This window comes from Sphaerisporangium sp. NBC_01403, from assembly GCF_045040145.1.
Taxonomy (GTDB): domain Bacteria; phylum Actinomycetota; class Actinomycetes; order Streptosporangiales; family Streptosporangiaceae; genus Sphaerisporangium; species Sphaerisporangium viridialbum.
This window is the reverse complement of sequence record NZ_CP109534.1, coordinates 4,240,068-4,263,803: the sequence shown is the minus strand read 5'-3', so window position 1 is coordinate 4,263,803 and position 23,736 is coordinate 4,240,068. Positions and strand designations below refer to the sequence as shown.

At 71.6% G+C, this 23,736-nt stretch carries 19 protein-coding genes; 10 read left to right on the top strand and 9 right to left on the bottom strand.

Annotated features, from left to right (window positions below; genetic code table 11):
- Nucleotides 1-15: 15 nt before the first annotated feature.
- Nucleotides 16-1,026, bottom strand: a complete 1,011-nt coding sequence (locus tag OG589_RS19210) for an alcohol dehydrogenase catalytic domain-containing protein (RefSeq protein ID WP_405150888.1) — start codon at nt 1,024-1,026, stop codon at nt 16-18.
- Nucleotides 1,027-1,148: 122 nt separating this feature from the next.
- On the opposite strand from OG589_RS19210, the gene OG589_RS19205 reads away from it, so the two are divergent.
- Nucleotides 1,149-1,748 (top strand): TetR-like C-terminal domain-containing protein, encoded by a 600-nt coding sequence (locus OG589_RS19205; RefSeq protein WP_405150886.1) that lies wholly within the window; start codon nt 1,149-1,151, stop codon nt 1,746-1,748.
- A gap of 5 nt (nt 1,749-1,753) precedes the next feature.
- Here OG589_RS19205 and OG589_RS19200 read toward each other — a convergent pair whose 3' ends face one another.
- Complete coding sequence (locus OG589_RS19200; protein WP_405150885.1) at nt 1,754-3,268, bottom strand: MFS transporter; 1,515 nt, start codon at nt 3,266-3,268, stop codon at nt 1,754-1,756.
- Nucleotides 3,269-3,382: 114 nt separating this feature from the next.
- On the opposite strand from OG589_RS19200, the gene OG589_RS19195 reads away from it, so the two are divergent.
- The 5 genes from OG589_RS19195 to OG589_RS19175 all read left to right on the top strand — a co-directional run bounded on the left by OG589_RS19195 (nt 3,383) and on the right by OG589_RS19175 (nt 8,953).
- A complete protein-coding gene (locus OG589_RS19195) occupies nt 3,383-4,348 on the top strand; it encodes an STM4015 family protein (RefSeq protein ID WP_405150883.1) in 966 nt (321 codons plus the stop codon).
- The gene (locus OG589_RS19190; RefSeq protein ID WP_405150881.1) at nt 4,345-5,547 is read left to right on the top strand and encodes an STM4014 family protein; all 1,203 of its coding nucleotides are present in this window, start codon (nt 4,345-4,347) and stop codon (nt 5,545-5,547) included. The genes OG589_RS19195 and OG589_RS19190 overlap by 4 nt, the downstream gene beginning before the upstream one ends.
- On the top strand, nt 5,544-6,368 hold the full coding sequence (locus tag OG589_RS19185) for an STM4013/SEN3800 family hydrolase (protein WP_405152074.1): 825 nt from the start codon (nt 5,544-5,546) through the stop codon (nt 6,366-6,368). The genes OG589_RS19190 and OG589_RS19185 overlap by 4 nt, the downstream gene beginning before the upstream one ends.
- Nucleotides 6,365-7,843, top strand: coding sequence for an STM4012 family radical SAM protein (locus OG589_RS19180; protein WP_405150880.1), 1,479 nt, complete (start codon nt 6,365-6,367; stop codon nt 7,841-7,843). Before OG589_RS19185 ends, OG589_RS19180 begins: the two co-directional genes overlap by 4 nt.
- A 150-nt stretch (nt 7,844-7,993) precedes the next feature.
- A complete protein-coding gene (locus OG589_RS19175; protein WP_405150879.1) occupies nt 7,994-8,953 on the top strand; it encodes an STM4011 family radical SAM protein in 960 nt (319 codons plus the stop codon).
- A 223-nt stretch (nt 8,954-9,176) separates the two neighbouring features.
- Here the strand turns inward: OG589_RS19175 and OG589_RS19170 are convergent, their stop codons facing one another.
- From OG589_RS19170 to OG589_RS19145, 6 genes are all read right to left on the bottom strand, one after another.
- On the bottom strand, nt 9,177-10,448 hold the full coding sequence (locus tag OG589_RS19170; protein WP_405150877.1) for a DUF6745 domain-containing protein: 1,272 nt from the start codon (nt 10,446-10,448) through the stop codon (nt 9,177-9,179).
- A gap of 24 nt (nt 10,449-10,472) precedes the next feature.
- Nucleotides 10,473-10,799, bottom strand: a complete 327-nt coding sequence (locus tag OG589_RS19165; RefSeq protein ID WP_405150876.1) for a hypothetical protein — start codon at nt 10,797-10,799, stop codon at nt 10,473-10,475.
- Nucleotides 10,800-11,156: 357 nt separating this feature from the next.
- Nucleotides 11,157-12,701, bottom strand: a complete 1,545-nt coding sequence (locus tag OG589_RS19160; protein WP_405150874.1) for an acyltransferase — start codon at nt 12,699-12,701, stop codon at nt 11,157-11,159.
- Nucleotides 12,698-13,459, bottom strand: a complete 762-nt coding sequence (locus OG589_RS19155) for an alpha/beta hydrolase (RefSeq protein WP_405150872.1) — start codon at nt 13,457-13,459, stop codon at nt 12,698-12,700. Before OG589_RS19155 ends, OG589_RS19160 begins: the two co-directional genes overlap by 4 nt.
- 207 nt (nt 13,460-13,666) lie before the next feature.
- Complete coding sequence (locus OG589_RS19150) at nt 13,667-14,320, bottom strand: response regulator (RefSeq protein ID WP_405150870.1); 654 nt, start codon at nt 14,318-14,320, stop codon at nt 13,667-13,669.
- Nucleotides 14,317-15,690, bottom strand: coding sequence for a sensor histidine kinase (locus OG589_RS19145; protein ID WP_405150868.1), 1,374 nt, complete (start codon nt 15,688-15,690; stop codon nt 14,317-14,319). The genes OG589_RS19150 and OG589_RS19145 overlap by 4 nt, the downstream gene beginning before the upstream one ends.
- A 177-nt stretch (nt 15,691-15,867) precedes the next feature.
- Here OG589_RS19145 and lon point away from each other — a divergent pair, with 177 nt between their 5' ends.
- The 3 genes from lon (at nt 15,868) to OG589_RS19130 (ending at nt 21,073) form a co-directional block, all read left to right on the top strand.
- Complete coding sequence (gene lon / locus OG589_RS19140; protein ID WP_405150866.1) at nt 15,868-18,243, top strand: endopeptidase La; 2,376 nt, start codon at nt 15,868-15,870, stop codon at nt 18,241-18,243.
- Nucleotides 18,244-18,334: 91 nt separating this feature from the next.
- Nucleotides 18,335-19,483 (top strand): Fic family protein, encoded by a 1,149-nt coding sequence (locus OG589_RS19135; protein WP_405150864.1) that lies wholly within the window; start codon nt 18,335-18,337, stop codon nt 19,481-19,483.
- 54 nt (nt 19,484-19,537) lie between these two features.
- Nucleotides 19,538-21,073, top strand: coding sequence for an AMP-binding protein (locus tag OG589_RS19130; RefSeq protein ID WP_405150863.1), 1,536 nt, complete (start codon nt 19,538-19,540; stop codon nt 21,071-21,073).
- Nucleotides 21,074-21,082: 9 nt separating this feature from the next.
- On the opposite strand, the gene OG589_RS19125 is transcribed toward OG589_RS19130, so the two are convergent.
- Entirely contained in the window at nt 21,083-22,018 is a 936-nt protein-coding gene (locus OG589_RS19125) for a M12 family metallopeptidase (RefSeq protein ID WP_405150861.1), read from the bottom strand.
- 382 nt (nt 22,019-22,400) lie between these two features.
- Between OG589_RS19125 and OG589_RS19120 the strand changes: the two genes are divergently transcribed.
- Entirely contained in the window at nt 22,401-23,723 is a 1,323-nt protein-coding gene (locus OG589_RS19120; RefSeq protein ID WP_405150860.1) for a S1C family serine protease, read from the top strand.
- The last annotated feature ends 13 nt before the right edge of the window (nt 23,724-23,736 follow it).

Sequence of the window (23,736 nt, the reverse complement as noted above, 5' to 3'; positions counted from 1 at the left end):
GGTGGGCGAGCGGGGTCAGCCGAACGTGATGACGGAGCGCCCGCCGCCGTGGCCCGCGGCCATGGCGTCCAAGGCGGCCGGGGCCTGGTCGAGGGAGATCGGGGTGACCTCGGGCAGGATGCCGTGGACGGCGGAGAAGGCGAGCGTGTCGCGCAGGTCGTGCGGTGAGCCGGACGGCGAGGCCATCACGCGTAGCCGGTTGAGCACCATGGGCTGGGTGGGCAGGACCAGCGGGTCCTGGCCGTAGCCGCACAGCACCAGGGTGCCGTCGGGTGCCAGGCCGCCGAGCGTCGCCGCCGCGGCGGCGCTGGAGGGGGCGGCGTTCAGCACGAGGTTCGCGCCGCCGTCCCACGCCTTGAGCGCGGCGGCGGGGTCGGTCTCGCCGCCGGCCACGAACAGCTCGGCGCCGAGCTCCTTCGCGCGCTCCTCGCCGTCGCCGGAGCGGCCGACCACCGCGACGCGCGCGCCCATGGCCACCGCGTAGCGGATCGCCAGGGCGCCGATGCCGCCGGCGCCGATGACCGCGACCCGCGAACCGGCCGTCGCGCCGCCCTGGCGCAGCCCGTTGAAGGCGGTGATGCCCGCGCACATCAGCGGCGCGGCGGTGACCGGGTCGAGCCCGGCGGGCAGCGGGGTGACGAAGCCCGCCTTGAACACGGCGTACTCCTCGTAGCCCCCGTCGGCGACGACGCCGGTGATGCGCTTGCGGGGGCACAGGATCTGCTCGCCGCGTGCGCAGTGGTCGCAGTGGCCGCAGGAGTCGTACAGGAACTGCGCGCCGACCCGGGTGCCCACCTCGGGCCAGGTGACGCCCGGCCCCACGGCGGTTACGGTGCCGGTGATCTCGTGGCCGGGGACCACGGGGAACCGGGCGAAGGGGTAGTGGCCGCGCAGCAGGTTGAGGTCCGAGAAGCACACCCCGCAGGCGGTGATCTTGACGAGGACCTCGCCCGGGCCGGGCTCGGGCACCTCGCGCTCGGTGAGGGAGAGCGGCGCGTCGACGGCGGTCGCGATGGCAGCACGCATGGATGTCCACTTCCTGGATGATCGTCTCGCGCCGGAGGCATGGGCCGGCGTTCCGGATTATGTGTACACTGTGTTTATATCATGGAAATGAACACAGTGGCCATATATCTCTGGAGGTAGCCATGACCCGGCCCGCCGAACCCGTGCGCAGGGGGCGCGGACGCCGCCCGGCCGACGAGGTGCGCCGCGAGGTCCTGCGGGCGGCGGGGAAGCTCCTGCTCGACGAGGGGATGGCCGCGTTCACCATCGAGAAGGTCGCGGCGCTCTCGGGCGCGAGCAGGGTGACGCTGCACAAGTGGTGGCCGTCCAAGGGGGCGCTGGCGCTCGACGGCTACTTCAGCGTGGTGGCCCCCATCCCGGCCTTCCCCGACACCGGCGACATCGCCACCGACCTCACCACGCAGCTCAAGGCCTGGATCCGGCTGATGGATGGCACGCGCGCCGGGCGCGTACTGCTGGAGCTCCTCGGCCAGGCCCAGACCGATCCCGAGTTGATGGCCGCCTACCGCGAGCGCAACTCGGGGCCGCGCAGGAGAATGGCCGTGGAGGCCCTGGAGCGGGCCAGGCACCGTGGCCAGCTCAGGGGGGACGTCGACTGCGAGGTCGTCGTCGACCAGCTCTGGGGCGCCTGCTACCACAGGCTGCTGATCCCCGACCTGCCGCTGACCGACGAGTTCGCCGAGGCCCTGGTGGCCAACCTGCTGGCCGGCGTCGGCCCCTGAGGTCGCTAGCTCGGTCTTGAGGTGGGGTGGCCCTCCGGCGTCCCCGAGCCGGTCTCCTCGCCCGGCTCGCAGGGCTGCAGCGGCGGGGCGCCCAGCTCGCAGGCCGCCTTGCGCTCGGGCTCGCGGAGCGCGTTCGTCCTGATCGTGGCGAACGTCAGGGCCGCGGCGCAGACCATCATGGCGGCGCTGACCAGCATGGCCGCGCGGAAGCCCGAGGTGAACGCGACCGGCGAGGTGTAGGCGGCGCCGGTCAGGCCGACGAGCGGGGGGATCGCGGCGACGGCGAGCAGGCTCCCCGTCCGCGCGACCGCGTTGTTGACGCCGCTGGCGACCCCCGCGTAGCGCTCCTCGGCGGTGGCCAGCACGGTCGCGGTCAGCGGGGCGACGGCGGCGGAGAGCCCGAGGCCGAAGAGCGTCACGGCCGGGAGCACGTCCAGCAGGTACGACGAGCCGGGCCCGACCCTGCTCATCAGCAGCAGGCCGCCCGCGCAGACCAGGATACCGAAGGTCATCGGCAGGCGCGGCCCGATGCGCCGCCCGAGGTCGCCCGCGCGGGGCGACAGCAGCAGCATCAGCAGCATGACAGGGAGCATCGAGCACCCCGCCGCGACGGGCGAGAAGCCCGCGGCGACCTGGAGCTCCACGACGAGCAGGAAGAACACCACGCCCATCGCCGCGTACATGATCAGCGTCACGACGTTGACGGCGGTGAACTCCCGCGAGGCGAACACGCGCACGGGGACCAGCGGGGACACCGGCCCGCCGCGCGAGCGGCGCGCCTCCAGCACCACGAACGCCGCTCCGAGCGCCACGCCGGCCACCGCGGCGACCACCGGGACCGGTGAGCCGCGCTCGATGAGCCCGTACGTCACCCCGGCCAGCGCGAGAGCGGCGAGCGCCGCGCCCAGCACGTCGAACCGGCCGGTGGTCGTCTCGTCGCGGGTCTCGGGCACGTGCCGCACGGCCGTCGCGATCACCAGGGCCGCGATGGGCAGGTTGATCAGGAAGACCCAGCGCCAGCCCGCCGTCTCCACGAGCCAGCCGCCGAGCAGGGGGCCGATCGCGCCGGCCACACCGCCGAGGCCCGACCAGGCGCCGACGGCCCGGGGACGGTCCTCCCGGACGAAGGACGACTGGATGATCGCGAGGGAGCCCGGTGTGAGGAGCGCTCCGCCGATGCCCTGCAGCGCGCGGGCGAGGACGAGCGTCTCGATGTTGGGGGCGAGCCCGCACAGGGCCGAGGCGACGGCGAACCACGCGACGCCGATGACGAAGATCCTTCGCCTGCCGTACCGGTCGCCGAGGGACCCGCCGAGCAGGATCAGGCCGGCCAGCGTGAGGGTGTAGGCGTTCACCGTCCACTGGAGCCCGGACATCGAGGCGCCGAGGTCCTCACCCAGCTTGGGGAGCGCCACGTTGACGACCGTGCTGTCCAGGAAGGCCATCCCCGAGCCGAGCACGGTGGTGAACAAGATCCACCGGCCGCTGGGGGAGTTCACACGGATGCCGCCTTTGTCCATGCTGCCCATAATGCTGGATACGCGACATGCTCAGAACGTACGGTCCCGGTCTGTCGGTGCTCTCTGATAGGAAGATCTCGCCGTTTCCGCCCCCCCTTCCTACTGGAGACCCGCATGGACTACGCCGAGTTCACCGACGAGGTCAGCGACCTCAGCGACGGTGTGTACGCCGGCCTGCCCATCGCCCCGGCGCCCGACGACGACGATGACGACGGCGACGCGCTGCCGGGCGCGGGGGAGGTGGCGTGGCGGCTCTGGACGAACGAGCACTACGACTCCGACGAGACGTTCGAGCGGCAGTTCGCCCGGTTCATGAGCGTCGTGGACTCCACCGAGGTCAAGGCGATCGTGATCGGATGCTGGGACAGCCCGTGGGAGGTCGGCGCCGAGCTGCCGATCCGCCTGCTGGCCGCCAACGCCGGCCGGTTTCCGGCGCTGCGCTCGATCTTCCTCGGCGCGATCACGTCGGAGGAGTGCGAGATCTCGTGGATCAAGCAGGGCGACATCACCCCGCTCCTGCGCGCCTTCCCCCGGCTCGAGCGGCTGGAGGTGCGCGGCGGCGACGGGCTCGAGCTCAGCCCGGTGCGCCACGAAGCGCTGAAGGTCCTGCGCTTCGAGTCCGGCGGCCTGCCCGCGAGCGTCGTCCGCGCCGTGGGCGACAGCGATCTCCCCGCCCTCGAATACCTCGAGATCTGGCTCGGCACCAGTGACTACGGCGGCGACGCCACCGTGGCCGACATGGCCTCCATCCTGTCCGGCGAGCGGCTGCCCTCCCTCGGCCATCTCGGCCTGCAGGATTCCGAGATCCAGGACCAGGTGGCCGAGGCGGTGGCCTCCGCGCCCGTCGTCGCCCGGCTGTCCTCGCTCAGCCTGGCCATGGGAGTCTTCACCGACGCGGGAGCCGAGGCCCTGCTCAGCGGTCAGCCGCTCACCCACCTGCGCAGGCTCGACCTGCACCACCACTATCTCGGCGACGACATGATCGGTCGGGTCGTGAAGGCCCTGCCGGGAGTCGAGGTCGACCTGTCCGAGCAGGAGAAGCCGGACGACGACTGGCGCTATATCGCGGTCGCCGAATGACCATCGCCTTCACCGTGGTGGGCACGCCGGGTGACAGGCGGGTGACGATGTTCGCCGAGGCCGCGCGACGACGCGGGCTGCCCGATCCGGCCGTCCTGCCCTGGACGGCCGTGCTCTCCGGCGGTGAGATCCGGCTGGAGCCCGGCACGCTGGTACGCGTCGACTCGCCGGGCGAGGACGCCGAGGCCGACGCCCTGCTTCGCGGCTCCGGCGATCCGGCCAGGGCGGGTGGCGGCGCCGCCTGGTACGCCTCGTTCGTCCGTGGGCTCGACCGCGTCCACCAGGCGGCCTGGCGCGCGCCGGGAGCCGAGCTGATCGGCGACGTCGGCGAGATCGCGGTGATGTTCGACAAGCGCCGCTGCCACGCGCTGCTGTCCGCGGCGGGGGTGGCCGTGCCGCAGGCCCTGCCGGGCCCGGTTCGCTCCTACGCCGAGCTCCGCGAACGCATGGCGGAGGCCGGCTGGGCCCGGGTCTTCGTCAAGCCGGCGCACGGCTCGTCGGCGTCGGGCGTGGTGGCGCTGCACGCGACTGGAACACGCGCCAGGGCCACGACGTCGGCCGTTCCGGCTTTCCCCCGCGATTCCCCGGCCCCCGGCGCCCCGGCGGTCACAGACGGTCACACCGTCCAGGCGGTCACAGACGGCCGCACCGTCCAGGCCGGGCCGCGCGGCGCCGAGTCCGCGCTGCGCAACTCGCTCCGCGTCCGCACCTACGAAGGCGAGAGGGACGTCGCCGCGATCGTCGACGCGCTCGCACCGGACGGCCTGCACGTGGAGCGGTGGTTCCCCAAGGCGTCGATCGGCGGGCGGGTGATCGATCTCAGGGTCGTCGTCGTGGCCGGCACGCCGACACACGCCGTGGTGCGCGCCAGCCGCACGCCGATGACGAACCTCCACCTCGGCGGGGTGCGCGGCGATCTGGAGGCGGTGCGTGAGGCGCTCGGCCCGCGCGGGTGGCAGCGGGCGCTCGACGTGTGCGCCCAGGCGGCGGCCTGCTTCCCCGGCAGCCTGGCGGTCGGCGTCGACCTGCTGATCGGCGTCGGCCGGAGCACGTTCGCGGTCGCCGAGGTGAACGCCTTCGGCGACCTGCTGCCCCGGCTGACCGGCCTGCCGGGCAGCGGCGCCGAAGGCCTTTCCACCTACGAGGCCCAGATCGAGGCGGTGCTCGCCGGCAGGCGGAGTGCGGCGTGCACGACATGAACGCGATCGTGGGCGGGCACGACATCCTGCTCGTCACGCTCGACACGCTCCGGTACGACGTGGCCGCCGAGCTCCTTGAGGCGGGGCGGCTGCCGAACCTCGCCAGGGCGCTGCCCGGCGGCCGGTGGGAGCGCCGGCACAGCCCGGGAAGCTTCACCTACGCCGCGCACGCCGCCATCCTCGCGGGCTTCCTGCCTACCCCGGCCGAGCCGGGCCGGCACCCCCGGCCGTTCGCGGCGAGGTTCCCCGGCAGCGAGACGACGGCGGGCGGCACGTGGGTGTTCGACGCCCCCGACCTGCCGGGCGGGCTGGCGATGGCGGGCTACCGCACCATCTGCGTCGGCGGCGTCGGCTTCTTCACCAAGCTGACCCCGCTCGGCTCGACGTTTCCCGGCATGTTCGCCGAGAGCCATTGGGAGCCCGCGTTCGGCGTCACCTCGCCGACGTCGTTCGAGGAACAGATCACCTGGGCCGAGCAGGCCATCCGGTCCGAGGGCGTGGCCGGGGGCGGCGGCCGGCCGGTGTTCCTGTTCGTCAACGTGTCCGCCCTGCACCAGCCCAACTGGTTCTTCCTGCCGCGCGGCACCCGGGAGCACGGCGACGGCCGCGAGAGCCACGCCGCCGCGCTGGAGTACGTCGACCGGCACATCGGGCGGCTGTTCGCCCTGATGACCGAGCGGCGGCCGTGTTTCGCCATCGTCTGTTCCGACCACGGCACCGCCTACGGAGAAGACGGATATGTCGGGCACAGGATCGGTCACGACGTCGTATGGACCATCCCCTACGGGGAGTTCGTCATGGAAGCGGGGGAGTGGCCGTGACAGTCGACCTGCCTGACGTGGAGCCGTGGCCAGGCACGACGGCCGAGCCACGGAGTTCCCGCGAGGCCACCGAGAGCCCGTACCAGGGGTACGTCTACGCCTATCCCCACAAGACGGCGTACCGGCCGCTGGATCCGCGCCCGTCATTGCGTGAGGTGTGGGCGGGGGAGCGCACGGACCACCTCTTCCTCTACCTGCACATCCCCTTCTGCGAGATGCGCTGCGGCTTCTGCAACCTGTTCACCCGCACGGGGGCGCCCGAGGAGCTCGTCGCCGCCTATCTCGACGCCCTCGAACGCCAGGCGCCAGCCGTACGGGAAGCCCTCACCGAGCCGGCCTTCGCCGTCGCGGCGATCGGCGGCGGCACCCCTACCTACCTCACGGCGGGCGAGCTGACCCGGCTGTTCGACATCGCCGAGCGCACGATGGGCGCTGATCTGCGCTCGGTCCCGCTGTCGGTCGAGACCTCGCCGGCCACCGCCACGTCCGACCGGCTGGAGGTGCTGGCCGAGCGGGGGGCCACCCGGTTGTCGATCGGCGTGCAGAGTTTCGTCGACGCCGAGGCCCGCGCCGCCGTACGCCCGCAGAAACGCTCGGAGGTCGAGGCGGCGCTCGGCCGGATCCGCGAGGTGGGCTTCCCGGCGCTGAACATCGACCTGATCTACGGTATCGACGGCCAGACGGCACGGTCGTGGCGCTACTCTCTCGACGCCGCCCTGGCCTGGCGGCCGGAGGAGATCTACCTGTACCCGCTGTACGTGCGGCCGCTCACCGGCCTCGGCCGCCGGGCCCGCGACTGGGACGACCACCGGCTGACCCTCTACCGCGAGGGGCGCGACCACCTGCTGGCGGCCGGCTACGAGCAGGTGTCGATGCGCATGTTCCGCGTGCCGGGGTCCGGCGAGCCGGTGGGCGGGGCGGCGGAGTACTGCTGCCAGTCCGACGGCATGGTCGGGCTCGGCTGCGGTGCCCGCTCGTACACCGGCCGGCTGCACTACTCCTTCGAGTACGCGGTCGGTGCCGGTAACGTGCGGGCGATCATCGAGGAGTACGTACGGCTCCCGCGCGAGGCCTTCACGCTCGCCAACGTGGGTTTCCGGCTCGATGACGACGAGCGCCGGCGCCGGCACCTGATCCAGTCGCTGCTCCAGGCCGGCGGGCTCGACCGTGAGGAGTACCGCCGTAGGTTCGGCACCGACGTGCTGGCCGACTTCGCCCCCGACCTCGGCGACCTGGCGGACCGCGGCTGGCTGGCGGACCGCGGCCGGCTCGCGGGCGGCACCGGGCTCCCGGGCGGCACCGGGCTCCCGGGCGGCACCGGGCTCGCGGGCGGCAGCCGGCTGGCCCAAGGCGCCGGGCCCGACGCCGGCGCTCTGCGGCTCAGCGCCGAGGGACTCGCACACTCGGACGCGATCGGCCCGTCCCTTTTCTCCCGTCGAGTCCGCGACCTGATGACCCACTACGAGAACCACTGACCACGCCCCCCATGCCGACCGTGCAGCCCATGGCGTCCATGCCGTCCCGTGGCGACGGTGGCGATCGTGCTGACCGTGCGACGAGGGCGGCGAGCGTGCCCGGTGCCCGGTATACGGCGATGATGGACCGATGTGAGGAGCGCTGATCGAGTGAAGACCGTCTGGAGCGACGAACCGGCGGAGGAGGCCGGGCACCTGTCGATCCTCTACCGAGGGCCGCTGGCGAGCTGCGACTACGACTGCCCGTACTGCCCCTTCGCCAAGCGGCGTGACTCACCGGCGCGGCTCAGAGAGGACCGGGCAGCGCTGGAGCGGTTCACCGAGTGGGTCGAGGCTCAGGATCACCCGGTGTCGGTCCTGTTCACGCCGTGGGGAGAAGGTCTGGTCCGCTCCTGGTACCGGCACGCCATGGTGCGGCTCAGTCACCTGTCACACGTGCGCCGCGTCGCTATCCAGACCAACCTGAGCTGCCGGCTCGACTGGCTGGAAGAGGCCGATCGTGACCGGCTGGGCCTCTGGGCGACTTTCCACCCGGGCCAGGTGACCTACGACCGGTTCCTCGGCAGGTGTCGCGACCTGGCCGAACGAGGCGTGCGGCACAGCGTGGGCATCGTCGGCCTTCCAGAGCACCTCGACCACGCGCGCCGGCTCCGCGCCGATCTTCCCGCGGGGACCTACCTGTGGGTCAACGCCGCCGAAGGTCACCTCTACAGCGACGGCGAGGCGGCTGACTGGGAGGCGATCGACCCGTTGTTCGCCTACAGCCGCGACCCGCACCCCAGCGCCGGACTGCCCTGCCGTACGGGCGAGAGCGTGATCTCGGTGGCGGGGGACGGCACCGTACGGCGGTGCCACTTCGTGCCGTCGGTGATCGGCAACCTCTACGACGGTTCGTTCCGCGAGGCGTTGCGGCCCAGGACATGCCCGCTGGCGATGTGCGACTGCCACATCGGATACGTGCACCTGGAACCGCTAGGCCTCTACGACGTCTACGCCGGCGGGGTCCTGGAGCGCGTACCGCACACCTGGCCGAACATCCCGCCTGACCAGATCACGCGCTCCACCCGACGGCCGCCCCCGCTCCTGCGAAACATCCAGCCGACCCTGTGAGGAGCCGGCGGGGCCTGTTCAGGTTTCCCGTTAGGGCCGGTGGTTGTCCACGCTGGTGGGGGAGGTCCAGTCGACCCTGTGAGGAGCCGGCGGGGCCTGTTCAGGTTTCGCTTCGGGTTGCTGGTCCTTTTCGCTGGTGGGGAGGTCCGGGGCATTCTGTTACGGGTGGGCGGGTCTGGACAGGTCTCGGGTTCGGGTCGGTGGTCGTCTTCGGTCGGTCTGGTCAGGTTTCGCGTTCGGGGTGGTAGTCGTCTTCGCTCATGCCGAAGGTCCAGGCGACGCCCTGGCGGGCCGTCCGGACGTATGGCGGGACGCGCAGCCAGTATCTGCGACGGCTGCCGTCGGGCTCCGGTGTGGAATTGATCACCTCGACCGTGACGATCGGCTCGTCGTCGGGCAGATCGATGCGCCAGAGCATGCCGGTCTCGTCGCTGTGGACCGGCGTGGCGCCCGACTCGGCGAGGTAACGCTCGTAGCCGAAGTGCTCCAGCATGACCCGGCGCAGTTCGGCGTTCTCCTCGGTGCGCACTCGTTCGACGGTGAGCTGCCCTAGTGCCCGGCCGAAGCCTTCGGGAACCGGCATGCCGTGCCAGGCGTGCAGCGCGAAGCCGTCCGGCCACGACATGGCGGGCCCCTCGCCCCGGTGCAGGCGGCCGATCTCGTCGCGGTGCAGCTCGGATGGGCGCTCGCAAAGGATGGCGACCCGTTCGAACGGCCACCACCAGCCGGCATGGCGGGCCACGCGGGCCAGCCCGCCGGTCTCCGGCCGGCCGAGGGCCTCGAACAGCGACAGCCAGGGGGCATCGTGCTGGCCGAGCACCGCGTCGAGCGTGACGCCCCGCAACAGGATCTCGGCGGCGCCGCGCTCGGTGTCGTCCGTGGCGCCGCGCTCGGTGGCGTGCGCAGTGTTGTGCGCGTGCGTGGTGTCGTGCGCGTGCGTGGTGTCGTGCGCGTGCGTGGTGTCGTGCGCGGCGCCGCGCACGGTGTCGTGCGTGGTGTCCGTTGCGGTGTCGGGCAGCTCGCCGATGCCTCGGCGGATGCGGGCGACCAGGGAGTTCACCGGGGTCCACAGCCGCCCCCCGGTGCGAGCCCAGGCGAGCGGCCAGCCTGCGGGGCCGAGCGTCGCCTGCACGTCGGCGCGCGCCCGTTCCCAGGGGACGGTGCGAACGGCCTCGCGGACGGGCTGCCCGGCGCCGGTGCCCACCTCGGCCATGACCTCCTCGGCGAGTGCCGCTAGCCCGGTGGCCCGTAGGGCGGTCGCGTGCCCGCCGAGCACGGCGGCGGCGACGGCTCCGCGCGCGGGGGAGGGGAGCCAGACGACACGCTCGGGCTCGGCGAGGCCTGCCGCGTAGTAGGCCTGCCGCACCCCTTCCTCGGCTGCGGCGCGGTCGGGTGGCCCGGTGAGGAACGCGAGCTCCTGCCATAGCCCGGCGGCGGTGGCCAGAGCCTCCTCGGCGGAGGCGGGCAAGGCCGGCGGGCTCGTGGTGATTGTCATTCGGAGGACTCCTGATCAGTCACGTCAGTCGGCGACGACACGGTAGGCACCGGGCATGTATTCGCGTTGGCGCTGCACGCGGTGCCAGCCCTTGGGCAGCGAGATGGCGGCGTGTTCCTCGTGGACGACCCGTCCTCCGGAGGGCAGGTGCAGATAGTCGGGGTCCATCTGCCCGGAGCCGCGCACCAGCGTGCCGGGGCCGACGACGGCGTGGGCATGACCGGTCGCCTCCCCGAGGGCCAGCACCAGCCGCCCGCGCGCGTCACGAGGCGCCGAGGGCGCGCGCCGCACGGCGGCGGGCACGGACTCCTCGGCCACAGGCATGATCAGGATGTCTCCCTGGCGATACACGACGGTCCTCTCCTCGGGGGCTGACCAAGAAAATATCGGCGGCCACCGACAATTCCCGGCCGTCCCTTCAGGCCCCGGCAGGTGAGGCGCCGCCCAGGTCCCGGCGGGTGACGCGCCGCCCTGACGCCGGCCGGTTCCGGCGCGAGACGAGCAGTTCTACGGCGCTCCGTCGCGGGGGGTGGCGAGTAGTCCCAACGCCGCTCGGTCCCGAGCCCCTACGCCTTTCGGTTCCGGCGCGAGACGAGTAGTACCCACGGTGCTCGGTCCCGGCAGGCGACGAGCAGACCTACGGCGGTCGGTTCCGGCGGGTGGGGAGCCGTCCTATGCCGCTCGGTTGTGGTGGGTGGCGAGTGGTCCCTATGCCGCTCGGTTGCGGCGGGAGGTGAGTGGTCCCGGCGCCGCTCGGGTACCGCGTGAGAGGCGGGCGAGGAGTATGCATGTCAGGACGACCAGTGCTGCTGGGACCGGCAGCCAGGACATCCGCTGGAGCAGCCAGGTGGCCGAGTCGGGCGGTGCCAGCAGGCCCGGGGCGGCGGTGCCGAAGGGCAGGGTGGCGAGCATCACCACTGTGAGCGCCGTCTGGTGCCACAGGAAGATCGTCATCGCCGAGAGGTTCGCCAGGACGACCCCGGCCCACAGGCGGGGGCGCCGCATCAGCGCGGTGAGCGGCCGGTGCAGCAGCAGGGCCAGTCCCACTTGGGCGACGGAGAAGCAGACGGCGGCGAGGGTCGGCGGGCTGAGGTTGGAGACCCGCGCGCCGGTGACGCCGATCATGCTCGCGGGGTATCCGAAGGCGGTGACCAGCACCGCGGTTCCCGCCGCTCCAACGGCCAGCATGGCGAACGCGACCCGCTTGCCGGGCGGCATGGCGAAGGTGGCCTGCTTGCCGGGCGGCGTGGCGGAGGCGGCCTGCTTGTCGGGTGGCGTGGCGGAGGCGGCCTGCTTGCCGGACAGCGTCCCGCGTGCCCAGGCGAGGCCGAGGACGTACGGCACCATCCACCCGGCGACCACGTTGGCCCACCCGAGCCATCCGGGGCCGCCGAGCCCGAAGCGGACCACGTCGACCACCAGCACCACTGCCACCAACGTGCAGACCAGCACGCCGTACCGCATCCTGACCAGCAGGGGTGTGGCGGCCGTGAGCAGGCCGAACACGCCGAGGAACCACAGCGGCCCCAGTGCGGGCATGGCGATCGAGCGCAGCGAGCCCACCGGGACTCCGGTGACGGCCAGCAGGGCGAGCAGGGCGGCCCAGACCAGGAGCAGCGGCCTGACCGGCGCCAGCAGACGGACCATCCGTCGCCGTAGCCACGCTCGGACGTCCCGCGTTCGGGCGAGGCTGCCGCCGGCCGCGTAGCCGCCCACGAAGAAGAAGACGGCGAGCGTCTGGAGCAGCCACGAGACCGGCGTGAAGCCCGGCATGTAGGCGAGCGGGCTGCTGACGCGGATGTTCCCCCCTCCGTCGATCACCCACGCGGTGACCAGCCAGTGCCCGATGATGACCCCGAGGATGGCGAGGGCGCGCAGGGCGTCCGCGCCGCGGTCGCGCGTCTCCGGGGTCGCGGCCTCGGTCCGGTCCGCGAACCCCGTCCATACCCTCCAGATCCCGGGTGCTCCGGAGCCGGCGGGCCGGCGCGGGCGGGCGCCCGTGTCAGGGGAATCGCCGGTGGTGTCGCGGGTGCCGGTGCTGTCGCTCGTATCGCTCGTGTCGGTGGTGTCGGTGGTGTCGGTGGTGTCGGTGGTGTCGGTGGAGTCGGTAACGCCGGTAGTGCTGGTGACGTGCGGGGCGTCGATGGTGCGGATGGCGCCGGTGGTGGCTATGGTCCCGCTGGTGTGAGCGGTGCTGCCAGTGCCGGTGGTGCTGGTGGGACGGTTTGGCTGCCGGTGGGTGCGGTCGTTCATTTCGCGACCTCCACTTCGGAGGTACGGCCCAGCGTGATCAGGGTCAGGTTGCGCAGTGAGAGGCTTCCCGGCTGGAAGTAGTCGCTGTGCCCGCCCGGCCCGGCCGCGAAGACGCGGGCGCCGAACGACGGGTGCACGGGATCGGCGCCGAAGCCGAGGGGCCCGAGTTTCACGGACGGGACGAACCTCATCCAGTCTTTCGCACCCCGCCCCGCCCACAGACGCGCGGTGGAGCCGAGGGCGCTCGCGTCGGAGACCCCGAGGCCGGGGCTGCCGAAGACCACCACGTCGTCCACCGGCAGGCCGGGCATGGCCTTGGCGCAGACGACCGACCCGTAGCTGTGGCACAGGAGGGTCACGGAGGCGCGGGTACGCGTCCTGATCTCCGCGACGGTACGGCGTAACGCCTCGGCGCCGTCGGTGGCGGCATCGTCCGTGGCCACCGCCAGGCTGATAGGGGGCGGGCTGTCGTACCCGAGCCACGCGACCACCGCCGTCCTGCTCTTCGGGTCGATCGCCCGGGCCTCGGCCGTCAGCGCCCGGGCCGCCCCCGCCGGCGTGCTGTACGGCTTGCGCCTGCCGCCGTCGAATGTGGCCCGTGTGACGTCCGAGCCGGGGACGATGACGGCGACGCGATCGGCCGTGGCTAGGTCGCCGAAGACCTCGGTCATCCGGTAGCCGGAGCCGGGAGCGAGCAGCGCCAGCCCGCCGCCGGCGACGCCGGCGAGCGAGAGCGCCGCCAGAACGGTCCGGGCCATGATGGAGCCTCCTGTCTGGTAGCCGCGAGGTGCCGCGGGCCAGACGAAAGCTATGAATCAAGATCTGTAACGGACGTCCCCTCGTAGGGTGGTTCCTGAGGATCACTCCTCGGTATGACCCGGTCGGGTGTTGTGGTGTCCGGGGTGGTGAGGGTGGTCGCGATGGGTGATGTCGGGGGTTCTTGCGAGGGGGCTCCCGGGAGGGGGTTACTCGCTGGGGCGGACCAGGCCGGTCTCGTAGGCGAAGACGATGGCCTGGGCGCGGTCGCGCAGGCCGAGCTTCATCAGGATGCGGCCGACGTGGGTCTTCACCGTCTGCTCCGAGACGACGAGCTGCCCGGCGATCTCGCCGTTGGACAGGCCTTGGGCGATCAGGGCGAGCACCTCGGTCTCGCGTTCGGTCAGGTCGGAGAGACGCTTGACGGTCGGGGCGCGCGGCCCGCCGAGGCGGGCGAACTCGGAGATGAGCCGCTTGGTGACCGAAGGAGCGAGCAGGGCCTCCCCGGCCGCGACGACCCTGACGGCCTCGACGAGCTGCTGGGCGGAGGCGTCCTTGAGCAGGAAGCCGCTCGCCCCGGCCCGCAGCGCCTCGTAGACGTAGTCGTCGAGGTCGAAGGTGGTCAGGATGAGAATCTTGGTGGGGATGCCGGGGAGGATGCGGCGGGTCGCCTCCAGCCCGTCCATCACGGGCATGCGGACGTCCATCAGCACCACGTCGGGCTTGAGCCGGGCCGCCTGGGCGACGGCCTCCGCACCGTTGACGGCCTCTCCGACGACCTCGATGTCGGGCTGCGTGCTCAGGAAGGCGGTGAAGCCCGTGCGCACCATGCCCTGGTCGTCGGCGATCAGGACACGGATCATGGTTCCTCCAGGATGGGCAGGGTCGCCGTCACCGTGAAGCCGCCGTCCCGGATGGGCGCGGTGTCGAGGGTGCCGCCCAGCAAGGTAGCCCGTTCGCGCATGCCGATGATCCCCTGCCCCCCTCCCGGAGAAGGCCGCGCGCCCGGTCTCCGGCCTCCCGTGACGGGCCTCAGCGCCGGGCGGCCGGGGCCGTTCGCCACCCGCAGCCGCAGCTCCGCGGCCGTACGGGAGATCTCGATGGACACGGACGAGCCCGGGGCGTGCCGCATGGCGTTGCTCAGCGACTCCTGGAGGATCCGGTAGGCGGACAGCCCGATCGCCGTCGGCAGCTCCAGCGAGCCCGCGACCTCGACCCGGACGGCGAGCCCGGCGGCGCGGGCGTTGCCGGTCAGGTCGTCGAGCCGGCCGAGACCCGGCTGGGGAGCGGTGCCGGGGCCGCCGTCCTCGCCTCGTAGGGCCCCGAGGACCTGGCGCATCTCTGTGAGCGCGGTGAGCGACAGGACACGGATCTCCGCGAGCCCCGTCTCCAGCTTCTCGCGGTCGCCCGCCGCCTGGATCGGGGTGGCCTCGGCCTGGATCGCGATCACCGACATGTGGTGGGCGACGACGTCGTGCAGCTCGCGGGCGATGCGAGCCCGTTCCTCCAGTACGGCCCGCGCGGACCGCTGCTCATCGGCTCGGCGCTTCTCTTCGGCCAGGCGGCCGGTCACCCTCCGCCGAGCCTGGACGTTGTACCCGAACAGGACGGCCACCGTCACCAGGATGACGACCACGAACATCGAGTTCGGATTGATGATCCACGCGCCCAGCACCGAGACGATCCACACGCCGATCGTGATCTCCCTACTGGAGCGCACGGACACGGAGTAGGCGCAGAGCAGGTAGGTGATCGCCTCGGCCGCGACGTAGGGAAGCACCGTGCCGGCGGACCGCTCGGCCATGGACACGCCGAGTACGCGCAGGTTGAAGCCGGCCCCGAAGGCCGCCGACAGCGCGGCGACCCGCCAGGCGGCGACCGGCCACCGGTCGCGCAGCGCCACCGGCAGGGAGTAGGCGGCGGCGAAGAGGTACATCTCCGGGCCCTCGCGCATCCCGGAGATCACGCCTACGCCTATGAAGAAGGACATGGTGGTGGCGAACAGGATGTATGCCAGCAGCAGGTCGGCCACCACGACCAGGTCGACGGTGCGGAAGAGCAGCAGGCGGAGCACCCTGGGCACGCGGAACCGCAGGACCCCTGACCTGGGGCGAGGCGGGTACGCCGTGCCGGTCACCACGGCCGCGATCAGCGGGCGCGCCGTGCCGGTCACCACCGCCGCGATCAGCGGGCGCGCCGGCCGCAGAAGGCCGGCCCAGGCACGGGGGATCACCTGCCCAGATTACGGTCCCTTGACCTGGGCCGCGTCCCACCGGTGAGGGATCTCCGGGGGTCACACCTCAGAGTGAGATTACAGAATTACGATCGCTGGCAGCGAACAAGCGCAGACATGGGAACAATCGTGGGCTCTCATTAATTGAGTGCATGTAACTCAACCTTTGGAGTTCGCATGAGTCAGAGCTTGATCCTCCCGGTGCTGCCGCTCGACGACGAGGTCGTCCTCCCCGGCATGGTCGTTCCTCTCGACCTGTCGGACACCGAGGTGCGCGCCGCCATCGACGCCGCCAGGGCCTCCTCGAAGCAGAGCAAGCCCCGGGTGCTGCTTGTTCCACGCATCGACGGCAAGTACGGCGCGGTGGGCGTCGCCGCCGTCGTCGAGCAGGTCGGAAGGCTTCCCGGAGGCGAGCCCGCCGCCGTCCTGCGCGGTGTCGAGCGGGTGCGCATCGGCTCCGGCACCACCGGCCCCGGCGCGGCCCTGTGGGTCGAGGCGGCCACGATGGAGGTCATCCCCGCCGACGAGCGCGCCGAGGAGCTGGCCAAGCAGTACAAGGCCCTGGCGACCACGGTGATGCAGAAGCGCGGCGCCTGGCAGATCGTCGACGCCATCAACCAGATCGAGGACGCCTCGGTGCTCGCCGACAGCTCCGGCTACGCGCCGTGGCTGACCACGGCCCAGAAGTTCGAGCTCCTGGAGAACCCCGACCCCGCCGAGCGCCTCGCCCTGCTGGTCGACTGGGCCCGCGAGCACCTGGCCGAGCTGGACGTCGCGGAGACGATCCGCAAGGACGTCCAGGAGGGCATGGAGAAGCAGCAGCGCGAGTTCCTGCTCCGCCAGCAGCTCGCGGCCGTACGCAAGGAGCTGGCCGAGCTGAACGGCGAGGCCGCTTCCGAGGAGGAGGACTACCGCGCCCGCGTCGAGGCCGCCGACCTGCCGGAGAAGGTCAGGGAGGCGGCGCTCAAGGAGGTCGACAAGCTCGAGCGCACCTCCGACCAGTCGCCCGAGAGCGGCTGGATCCGCACCTGGCTCGACACGGTGCTCGACATCCCGTGGAACGAGCGCACCGAGGACTCCTACGACATCGCCGCCGCCCGGGCCGTGCTCGACGCCGACCACACCGGCCTGGACGATGTCAAGGACCGCATCGTGGAGTACCTGGCGGTGCGCAAGCGCCGCGCCGACCAGGGGCTCGGCGTGGTGGGCGGGCGCCGCAGCGGCGCCGTCCTCGCGCTGGCCGGGCCTCCCGGGGTCGGCAAGACCTCGCTCGGCGAGTCGGTCGCCCGCGCCATGGGCAGGAAGTTCGTCCGGGTCGCCCTCGGGGGCGTCCGCGACGAGGCCGAGATCCGCGGCCACCGGCGCACCTACGTCGGCGCGCTCCCCGGCCGCATCGTGCGCGCCATCCGCGAGGCCGGCAGCATGAACCCCGTCGTCCTGCTGGACGAGGTCGACAAGGTGGGCGCCGACTACCGCGGCGACCCGACGGCGGCGCTGCTGGAGGTCCTCGACCCCGCGCAGAACCACACCTTCCGCGACCACTACCTGGAGGTGGAGCTCGACCTGTCGGACGTGCTCTTCCTGGCGACCGCCAACGTCCTGGAGGCCGTCCCCGGCCCGCTGCTCGACCGCATGGAGATCGTGACGCTCGACGGCTACACCGAGGACGAGAAGGTCGCGATCGCCCGTGACCACCTGCTGCCCCGCCAGCTCGACAAGGCCGGCCTGACCTCCTCCGACGTCACGGTGGAGGAGGAGGCGCTGCGCAGGCTCGCCGGCGAGTACACCCGCGAGGCGGGAGTGCGCTCGCTGGAGCGGTCGATCGCGCGGGTGCTCCGCAAGGTCACCGCGCAGGCCGCCCTCGACCAGGCCGCGCTCCCCGTGCACGTCGGGGCGGGCGACCTGGTGGGCTACCTCGGCAGGCCGAGGAACGTCCCCGAGTCCTCGCTGCCCGAGTCGGCGCAGCGCACTGCGGTGGCGGGCGTGGCCACCGGGCTCGCGGTCACCGGCGCGGGGGGTGACGTCCTGTACGTCGAGGCGTCGCTGGCCGACCCGGAGACCGGTTCCACCGCCGTCACGCTCACCGGGCAGCTCGGCGAGGTGATGAAGGAGTCGGCGCAGATCGCGCTCTCCTACCTGCGCTCGCGCGGGGCCGAGCTGGAGCTGCCGGTCGGGTCCCTCAAGGACCGCTCCGTGCACATCCACGTCCCGGCGGGCGCCATCCCGAAGGACGGCCCCTCGGCAGGCGTCACGATGACCACCGCCCTGGCCTCGCTGCTGTCCGGCCGCCCGGTGCGGTCCGACGTGGCGATGACCGGCGAGGTCTCGCTCACCGGGCGGGTCCTGCCGATCGGCGGGGTCAAGCAGAAGCTGCTCGCCGCCCACCGGGCGGGCATCACCACGGTGCTCATCCCGGCGCGCAACGAGCCCGACCTCGACGACGTGCCCGAGGCCGTGCGCCGGGAGCTCACCGTCCACGCGGTGAGCGATGTGCGCGAGGTGCTCGCCATCGCGCTGACCCCGGCGATGGTGGCGGAGACCGCCGCCGCCTGACACGGCCCGGCGCCGCAAGGCCCGCGCCGACAAATATGGACGAATCATCCTGTCGCTTGACATGATGATTCGTCCATGCTGTCATGACGGCATGCTGTACGGGACACCTGAGCTGGACCCTGCCGACAAGGCCGTTCTCGGCGAGATCGAGGACATGCGCCGCGATCTGAAGTACCGCCTCGCGGAGTCCCACCGGTGGGACGGCCAGCTCAGGCGCCAGCTCCAGGCGCGGGCGATCCAGGGCTCCAACACCATCGAGGGATACCGCGCGAGCGTGGAGGACATCGAGTCGATCATGCTCGGCGAGGATCCGCTGGAGACCACCCCGGCGGTGGCCGGCGAGATCGCCGGCTACCAGCAGGCGCTCACCTACATCCGGCACCTCTCCCTGGCCCGGTCGTTCCGCTTCGACACTGGCATGTTGCACGCGCTGAACTTCATGATGATCGGCCATCACCACGACAAGACCCCGGGGACGCCGCGCCCGGGCGGCATCTACGTCCGCAACTCGGCGACCGGGGAGGTCGTCTACGAGGGGCCCGACGCGGAGGCCGTCCCGGCGCTGCTGGATGAGCTGACGGAGTGGCTCAATGGCGGAGATCTGGACGTACCGGGCTACGTCCGGGCGGCCATGGCCCATCTCAACCTGGTGAAGATCCATCCTTGGCGAGACGGGAACGGCCGGATGTCCCGTGCACTGCAGACTTTGGTGCTCGGCCGCGACCAGATCACCCTGCCGGAGTTCTCGTCAATCGAGGAATGGCTGGGCGAGGGCCGCACGACGTACGACTACTACGACGTGCTGGGTGAGATCGGTCGCAAGCGGTGGAGCCCGCATGACGAGACGCTGCCTTGGGTGCGGTTCTGCCTGCGGGCGCATCACATGCAGGCGCAGCGGGTGCGCCGTCGCCTCGCCGAGGCGGGGGAGGTGTGGCTCCTGCTGGAGGAGCAGGTCGACAAGGAGCGGCTCCACCCCCGGTGCGTCTCCGCGCTCTACCAGGTCTTCGTGAGCAGGCGGCTGCGGCGCGGCACCTACCAGGCGGACGAGTCGCTGAGCCAGGGCCAGGCGGCCCGCGACCTGCGTGAGCTGGCCGCACGCGACTGGCTCACCCCGTACGGCGAGACCAAGGGCCGGTTCTACGCCCCCGGCCCGAAGATGGAGCGGGTGAAGGGGGAGTTCGCCGCGCGCGTCGAGCCGCTCCGCGACCCCTACCGGCCGGGTTCCGGCCGTACGCCCTGACGGGCCTGGCGGGATCCTTTCCACCGGACGGCTAACCGAGTAGCGTTCGGTTTTATGCATCCCGGAGCGGTCGCAGCGCAGACGCCCGACAAACCCGCCGTCATCATGGCGGGCTCCGGGCGCGTGATCACCTATCGTGAGCTGGACGAGGAGTCCAACCGCCTCGCCCGGGTCTTCCGCTCCGCGGGACTGCGGCCGGGGGACCACGTCGCCTTCATGCTGGAGAACCACCCGCTGTTCCTGGTGGTCGCCTGGGCGGCACACCGCTCAGGGCTGTACTACACGGCGATCAGCTCCCGCCTGCGGTCCGACGAGCTCGCCTACATCGTCGACAACTGCGAGGCGAAGGTCTTCATCTCCTCGGCGGCGCTCGCCGAGGTGGCGACCTCGGTCACGGCGCACACCCCGAAGGTGCGGCTCAGGCTCATGATGGACGGCGTCGCGCCGGGCTTCGAGCCCTACGAGGCGGCGGTGGCCGCGCGGCCCGCGACCCCCGTCGAGGACGAATGCCAGGGGGCCGACATGCTCTACTCCTCCGGCACCACCGGGCGGCCGAAGGGGGTCAAGCCCCGGCTGAGCGGGGCGCCGCTGGAGACGCCGGGCGCGCTGCTGCAACTCGTGCGGTTCCTGTTCGCGCCGTCGGCGGACTCGGTGTACCTCTCACCGGCCCCGCTGTACCACGCCGCGCCGCTGCGCTACTGCATGACCTTCCAGCGCGTCGGCGCGACGATCGTGGTGATGGAGCGGTTCGACCCCGAGCAGGCGCTCGCGCTGGTCGAGAAGTACGGCGTGACGCACTCGCAGTGGGTGCCGACGATGTTCATCAAGATGCTCAGGCTTCCCGAGGCCGTGCGGAGCAAGTACGACCTGTCCTCGCTGGCCTGCGCGATCCACGCCGCCGCGCCTTGCCCGGTGCCGGTCAAGGAGCGGATGATCGCCTGGTGGGGCCCGATCATCCACGAGTACTACGCCGGCACCGAGGGCAACTGCTTCCTGTACGTCGGCTCGGAGGAGTGGCTGGCCCACAAGGGCACCGTCGGCCGTCCGCTGCTCGGCGTCACACACGTGTGCGACGAGAACGGCGAAGAGCTCCCGCCCGGCGAGCACGGCACGGTCTACTTCTCCGACGGCCCGAGGTTCGAGTACCACGGCGACCCCGAGAAGACCCGCGCGTCCCAGGATCCCCTCGGCAGGGGCTGGACCACGCTCGGGGACATCGGCTACCTGGACCAGGACGGTTTCCTGTACCTCACCGACCGCCGCTCGCACATGATCATCTCAGGTGGGGTGAACATCTACCCGCAGGAGGCGGAGAACGTCCTGTCGGTGCATCCGAAGGTCGCGGACGTGGCGGTCTTCGGGGTGCCGGACGAGGAGATGGGCGAGGCGGTCAAGGCGGTGGTGCAGCCCGCCGACCCCGCGGACGCGGGCCCCGCGCTCGCGGCCGAGCTGATCGAGTACTGCCGGGCGCGGCTCGCCGCGTACAAGTGCCCGAGATCGGTGGACTTCCGGGACGAGCTGCCCCGGCATCCCACGGGGAAGCTCTACAAGCGCCTGCTGAAGGACGAGTACTGGCCCGCCGGGTCGTGAGGCGGCGGTTCACGGGCAGCCGTAAAGGGCCCGGACGGCGTCCAGGTCGGCCGGGCTGAAACCGATTCGCTGGCCTATCTTGACGGGCACCGAGGGCACCAGGGTGTCCTTGCCGTTGCTGCTGAAGAAATTCCTCCCGTAGAGCATGACCGAGCCGTAGTCGAGCGGGCTGAAAAGGCGGTTCTGCGGAGGGGCGAGTTTCTGGAACTGGGACTCGTACCCCTTCGCGACGTTCTCCAGGTGAACGGTGAGCGCGGAGTCGCGGTCGGAACGGGAGTGCTCGTGGAAGAAACCTATCGCGTGCAGCAACTCGTGAATGGCGACGCCCTTCCGCTCGCACCCCTTTCCGATTGAGACGTCCTGTTCCTCGGGGCCGATCCGTCCCACATACGAGTAACAGCCGTTGCCCGGAAATATGTTGAGAAACCCGGCCTCATCGGTACGGGGGATGAAACGCACGCAGGTGCTGTCGTGGAAGTCCCGCATCGCCTGGCCGATCGCCTCACGGGCGGTCGTGGAGAGCTCGGGGTCGAGGACGTAGGGCACCTTGCCGTCCGGCCACAGGGCGCGGGCCTGCGTCGTGGCGGCGCCTTCCGGCACCCGGCAGTCTCCCGGGCGTGCCGGAGGGTCCAGGGTCGGCGTTTCGAGGCGGGGCGCAGTGCTAGAGGTGACCTTGGGAAATATGCCGGGCATCTCGATCTTCCCCGAGGCCGCGTCGAGGGATGTTCCGATGACGATGTCACCCTCCGTCACGGCGTGCCCGTCGATGTCGACGTACTCGATCGTGTGTGGCTGCCCGGTTATGTCCGGAGTGGTAATTGAAAAGGACGGACGTCCCGTCTGCTGCTCCCATAGCGTATCGAACGGGTCCTCTTCGGCGGCGGCCGGTGACACCCCCATCGCCAGCGCGACGAGCGTGACCGCCAATACCGCGATATGTCTCATATTAGGACTCCCGGAAGTATCATTTACGGCCAGTCATCGGTGAAAAGTACCCCGGCGGCAAACCTGGCACTCCAGGAATGGCGCGGGTTTGCTGCCGATATCTTGTGTGCATACTCGTGCTCGGTCCGAGAATTCCGAGAATCTCCGCTTTATTCGTACTTTAGGTATTCAGTGCTAGGGGCGGCCTCCTGTCATGCCGGGCAGGTCTCCGGCGGCCCCCGGGAGCGCGCGCCGAGGGCGGGGCCCGCCGCCTGCCGGACGTTCAGCTGACGTCCAGTTAGGGCTTAGGCAGTTCTTATCGCCCGTTTGTCATCATTGATTTACCGGTCCTAAGCCGGCCGCCGCCAAATGGCGGCGAGTGCGGATGACCCTGGGGGAAGAGATGAGCACCGAAGACCCGCGTGAGCAGACCAGTGACACCACTCCGGCCGAGGCGCCGGGTTCGCGTGGATGGACCCAGTTCGGTCAGACCCCGCCGGAGGCAGGCGCCTACCAGCCCCGCTGGGGTGGCCCTGAGAGGTTCGCCGGAGACACCGAGATCTTGCCCTCCCAGGCCGCCGGCACGGCGGCCCCGTGGTGGACGACCGGCCGCAAGGCCGTCGCCGGGCTCGCCCTCGCGGCCGTGGCCGTGGGAGGCGGGGTCGCGGGGGCCTTCGTCGCGACCGCGGCCGTCGGGAACCAGACCGTGATCTCCAGCCCGATCGTCAGGCCCGCGTCCGACGCCAGCGTGACCACGGTGGCCGACGTGGCCAGGGCCGTACAGCCGTCGGTGGTCTCCATCACGGTGAGCAGCCAGGCCGGTCAGGCCGAGGGCTCCGGCGTGGTGCTGTCGGCGGACGGCCTGATCCTCACCAACAACCACGTGGTCGCCGGCGTCGGGCAGGACGCCAAGGTCCAGGTGAAGTTCAGCGACGGCAAGAGCGCGACGGCGACCATCGTCGGCACCGACCCCGCCACCGACCTCGCGGTCGTGCGGGCGGAGAACGTCTCCGGGCTGACCAAGGCGACGCTCGGCGACAGCGACAAGCTCAGGGTCGGCGACGCCGTCCTCGCCATCGGCAGCCCGCTCGGGCTCGAAGGCTCGGTGACCGCCGGCATCGTGAGCGCGCTCGACCGCACGCTGACCGTCGGTGACCAGTCCCAGCAGCAACAGCAGCTGCCGCCGGGCTGGGGCCGGGGCGGCCTCGGGCAGCCGGAGCCGCAGCAGCAGAGTGGGGGCACCACGATCGGCGGCGCGATCCAGACCGACGCGGCGATCAACCCCGGCAACTCCGGCGGCGCGCTCGTCGACGCGTCCGGCCAGGTGGTCGGCATCAACAGCGCCATCGCGACCAACGGCGGCGACGGCAACATCGGCGTCGGCTTCGCGATCCCCATCAACACCGCCCACCAGGTGGCCGACCAGCTCATCAAGTCGGGCAAGGCCACGCACGCCTTCCTCGGGGTCAACCTCGCCGACGCCACCGGCGACGCCCAGGGCGCGGTCATCGGCTCGGTGCAGACCGGCAGCCCGGCCGAGCAGGCGGGGCTCAAGGCGGGCGACCTGATCACCAAGATCGACGGCAAGCCCGTGGCAGGGGCGGACACCGTGGTGGGCGCCGTGCGCGGCTACCAGCCGGGCACCAAGGTCGCCCTCACGTACGTCCGCAACGGCTCGACCTCCACGGTCACCGTCACCCTCACGGAGAAGACGGTCACGAGCTGAGCATCGGAGCTGG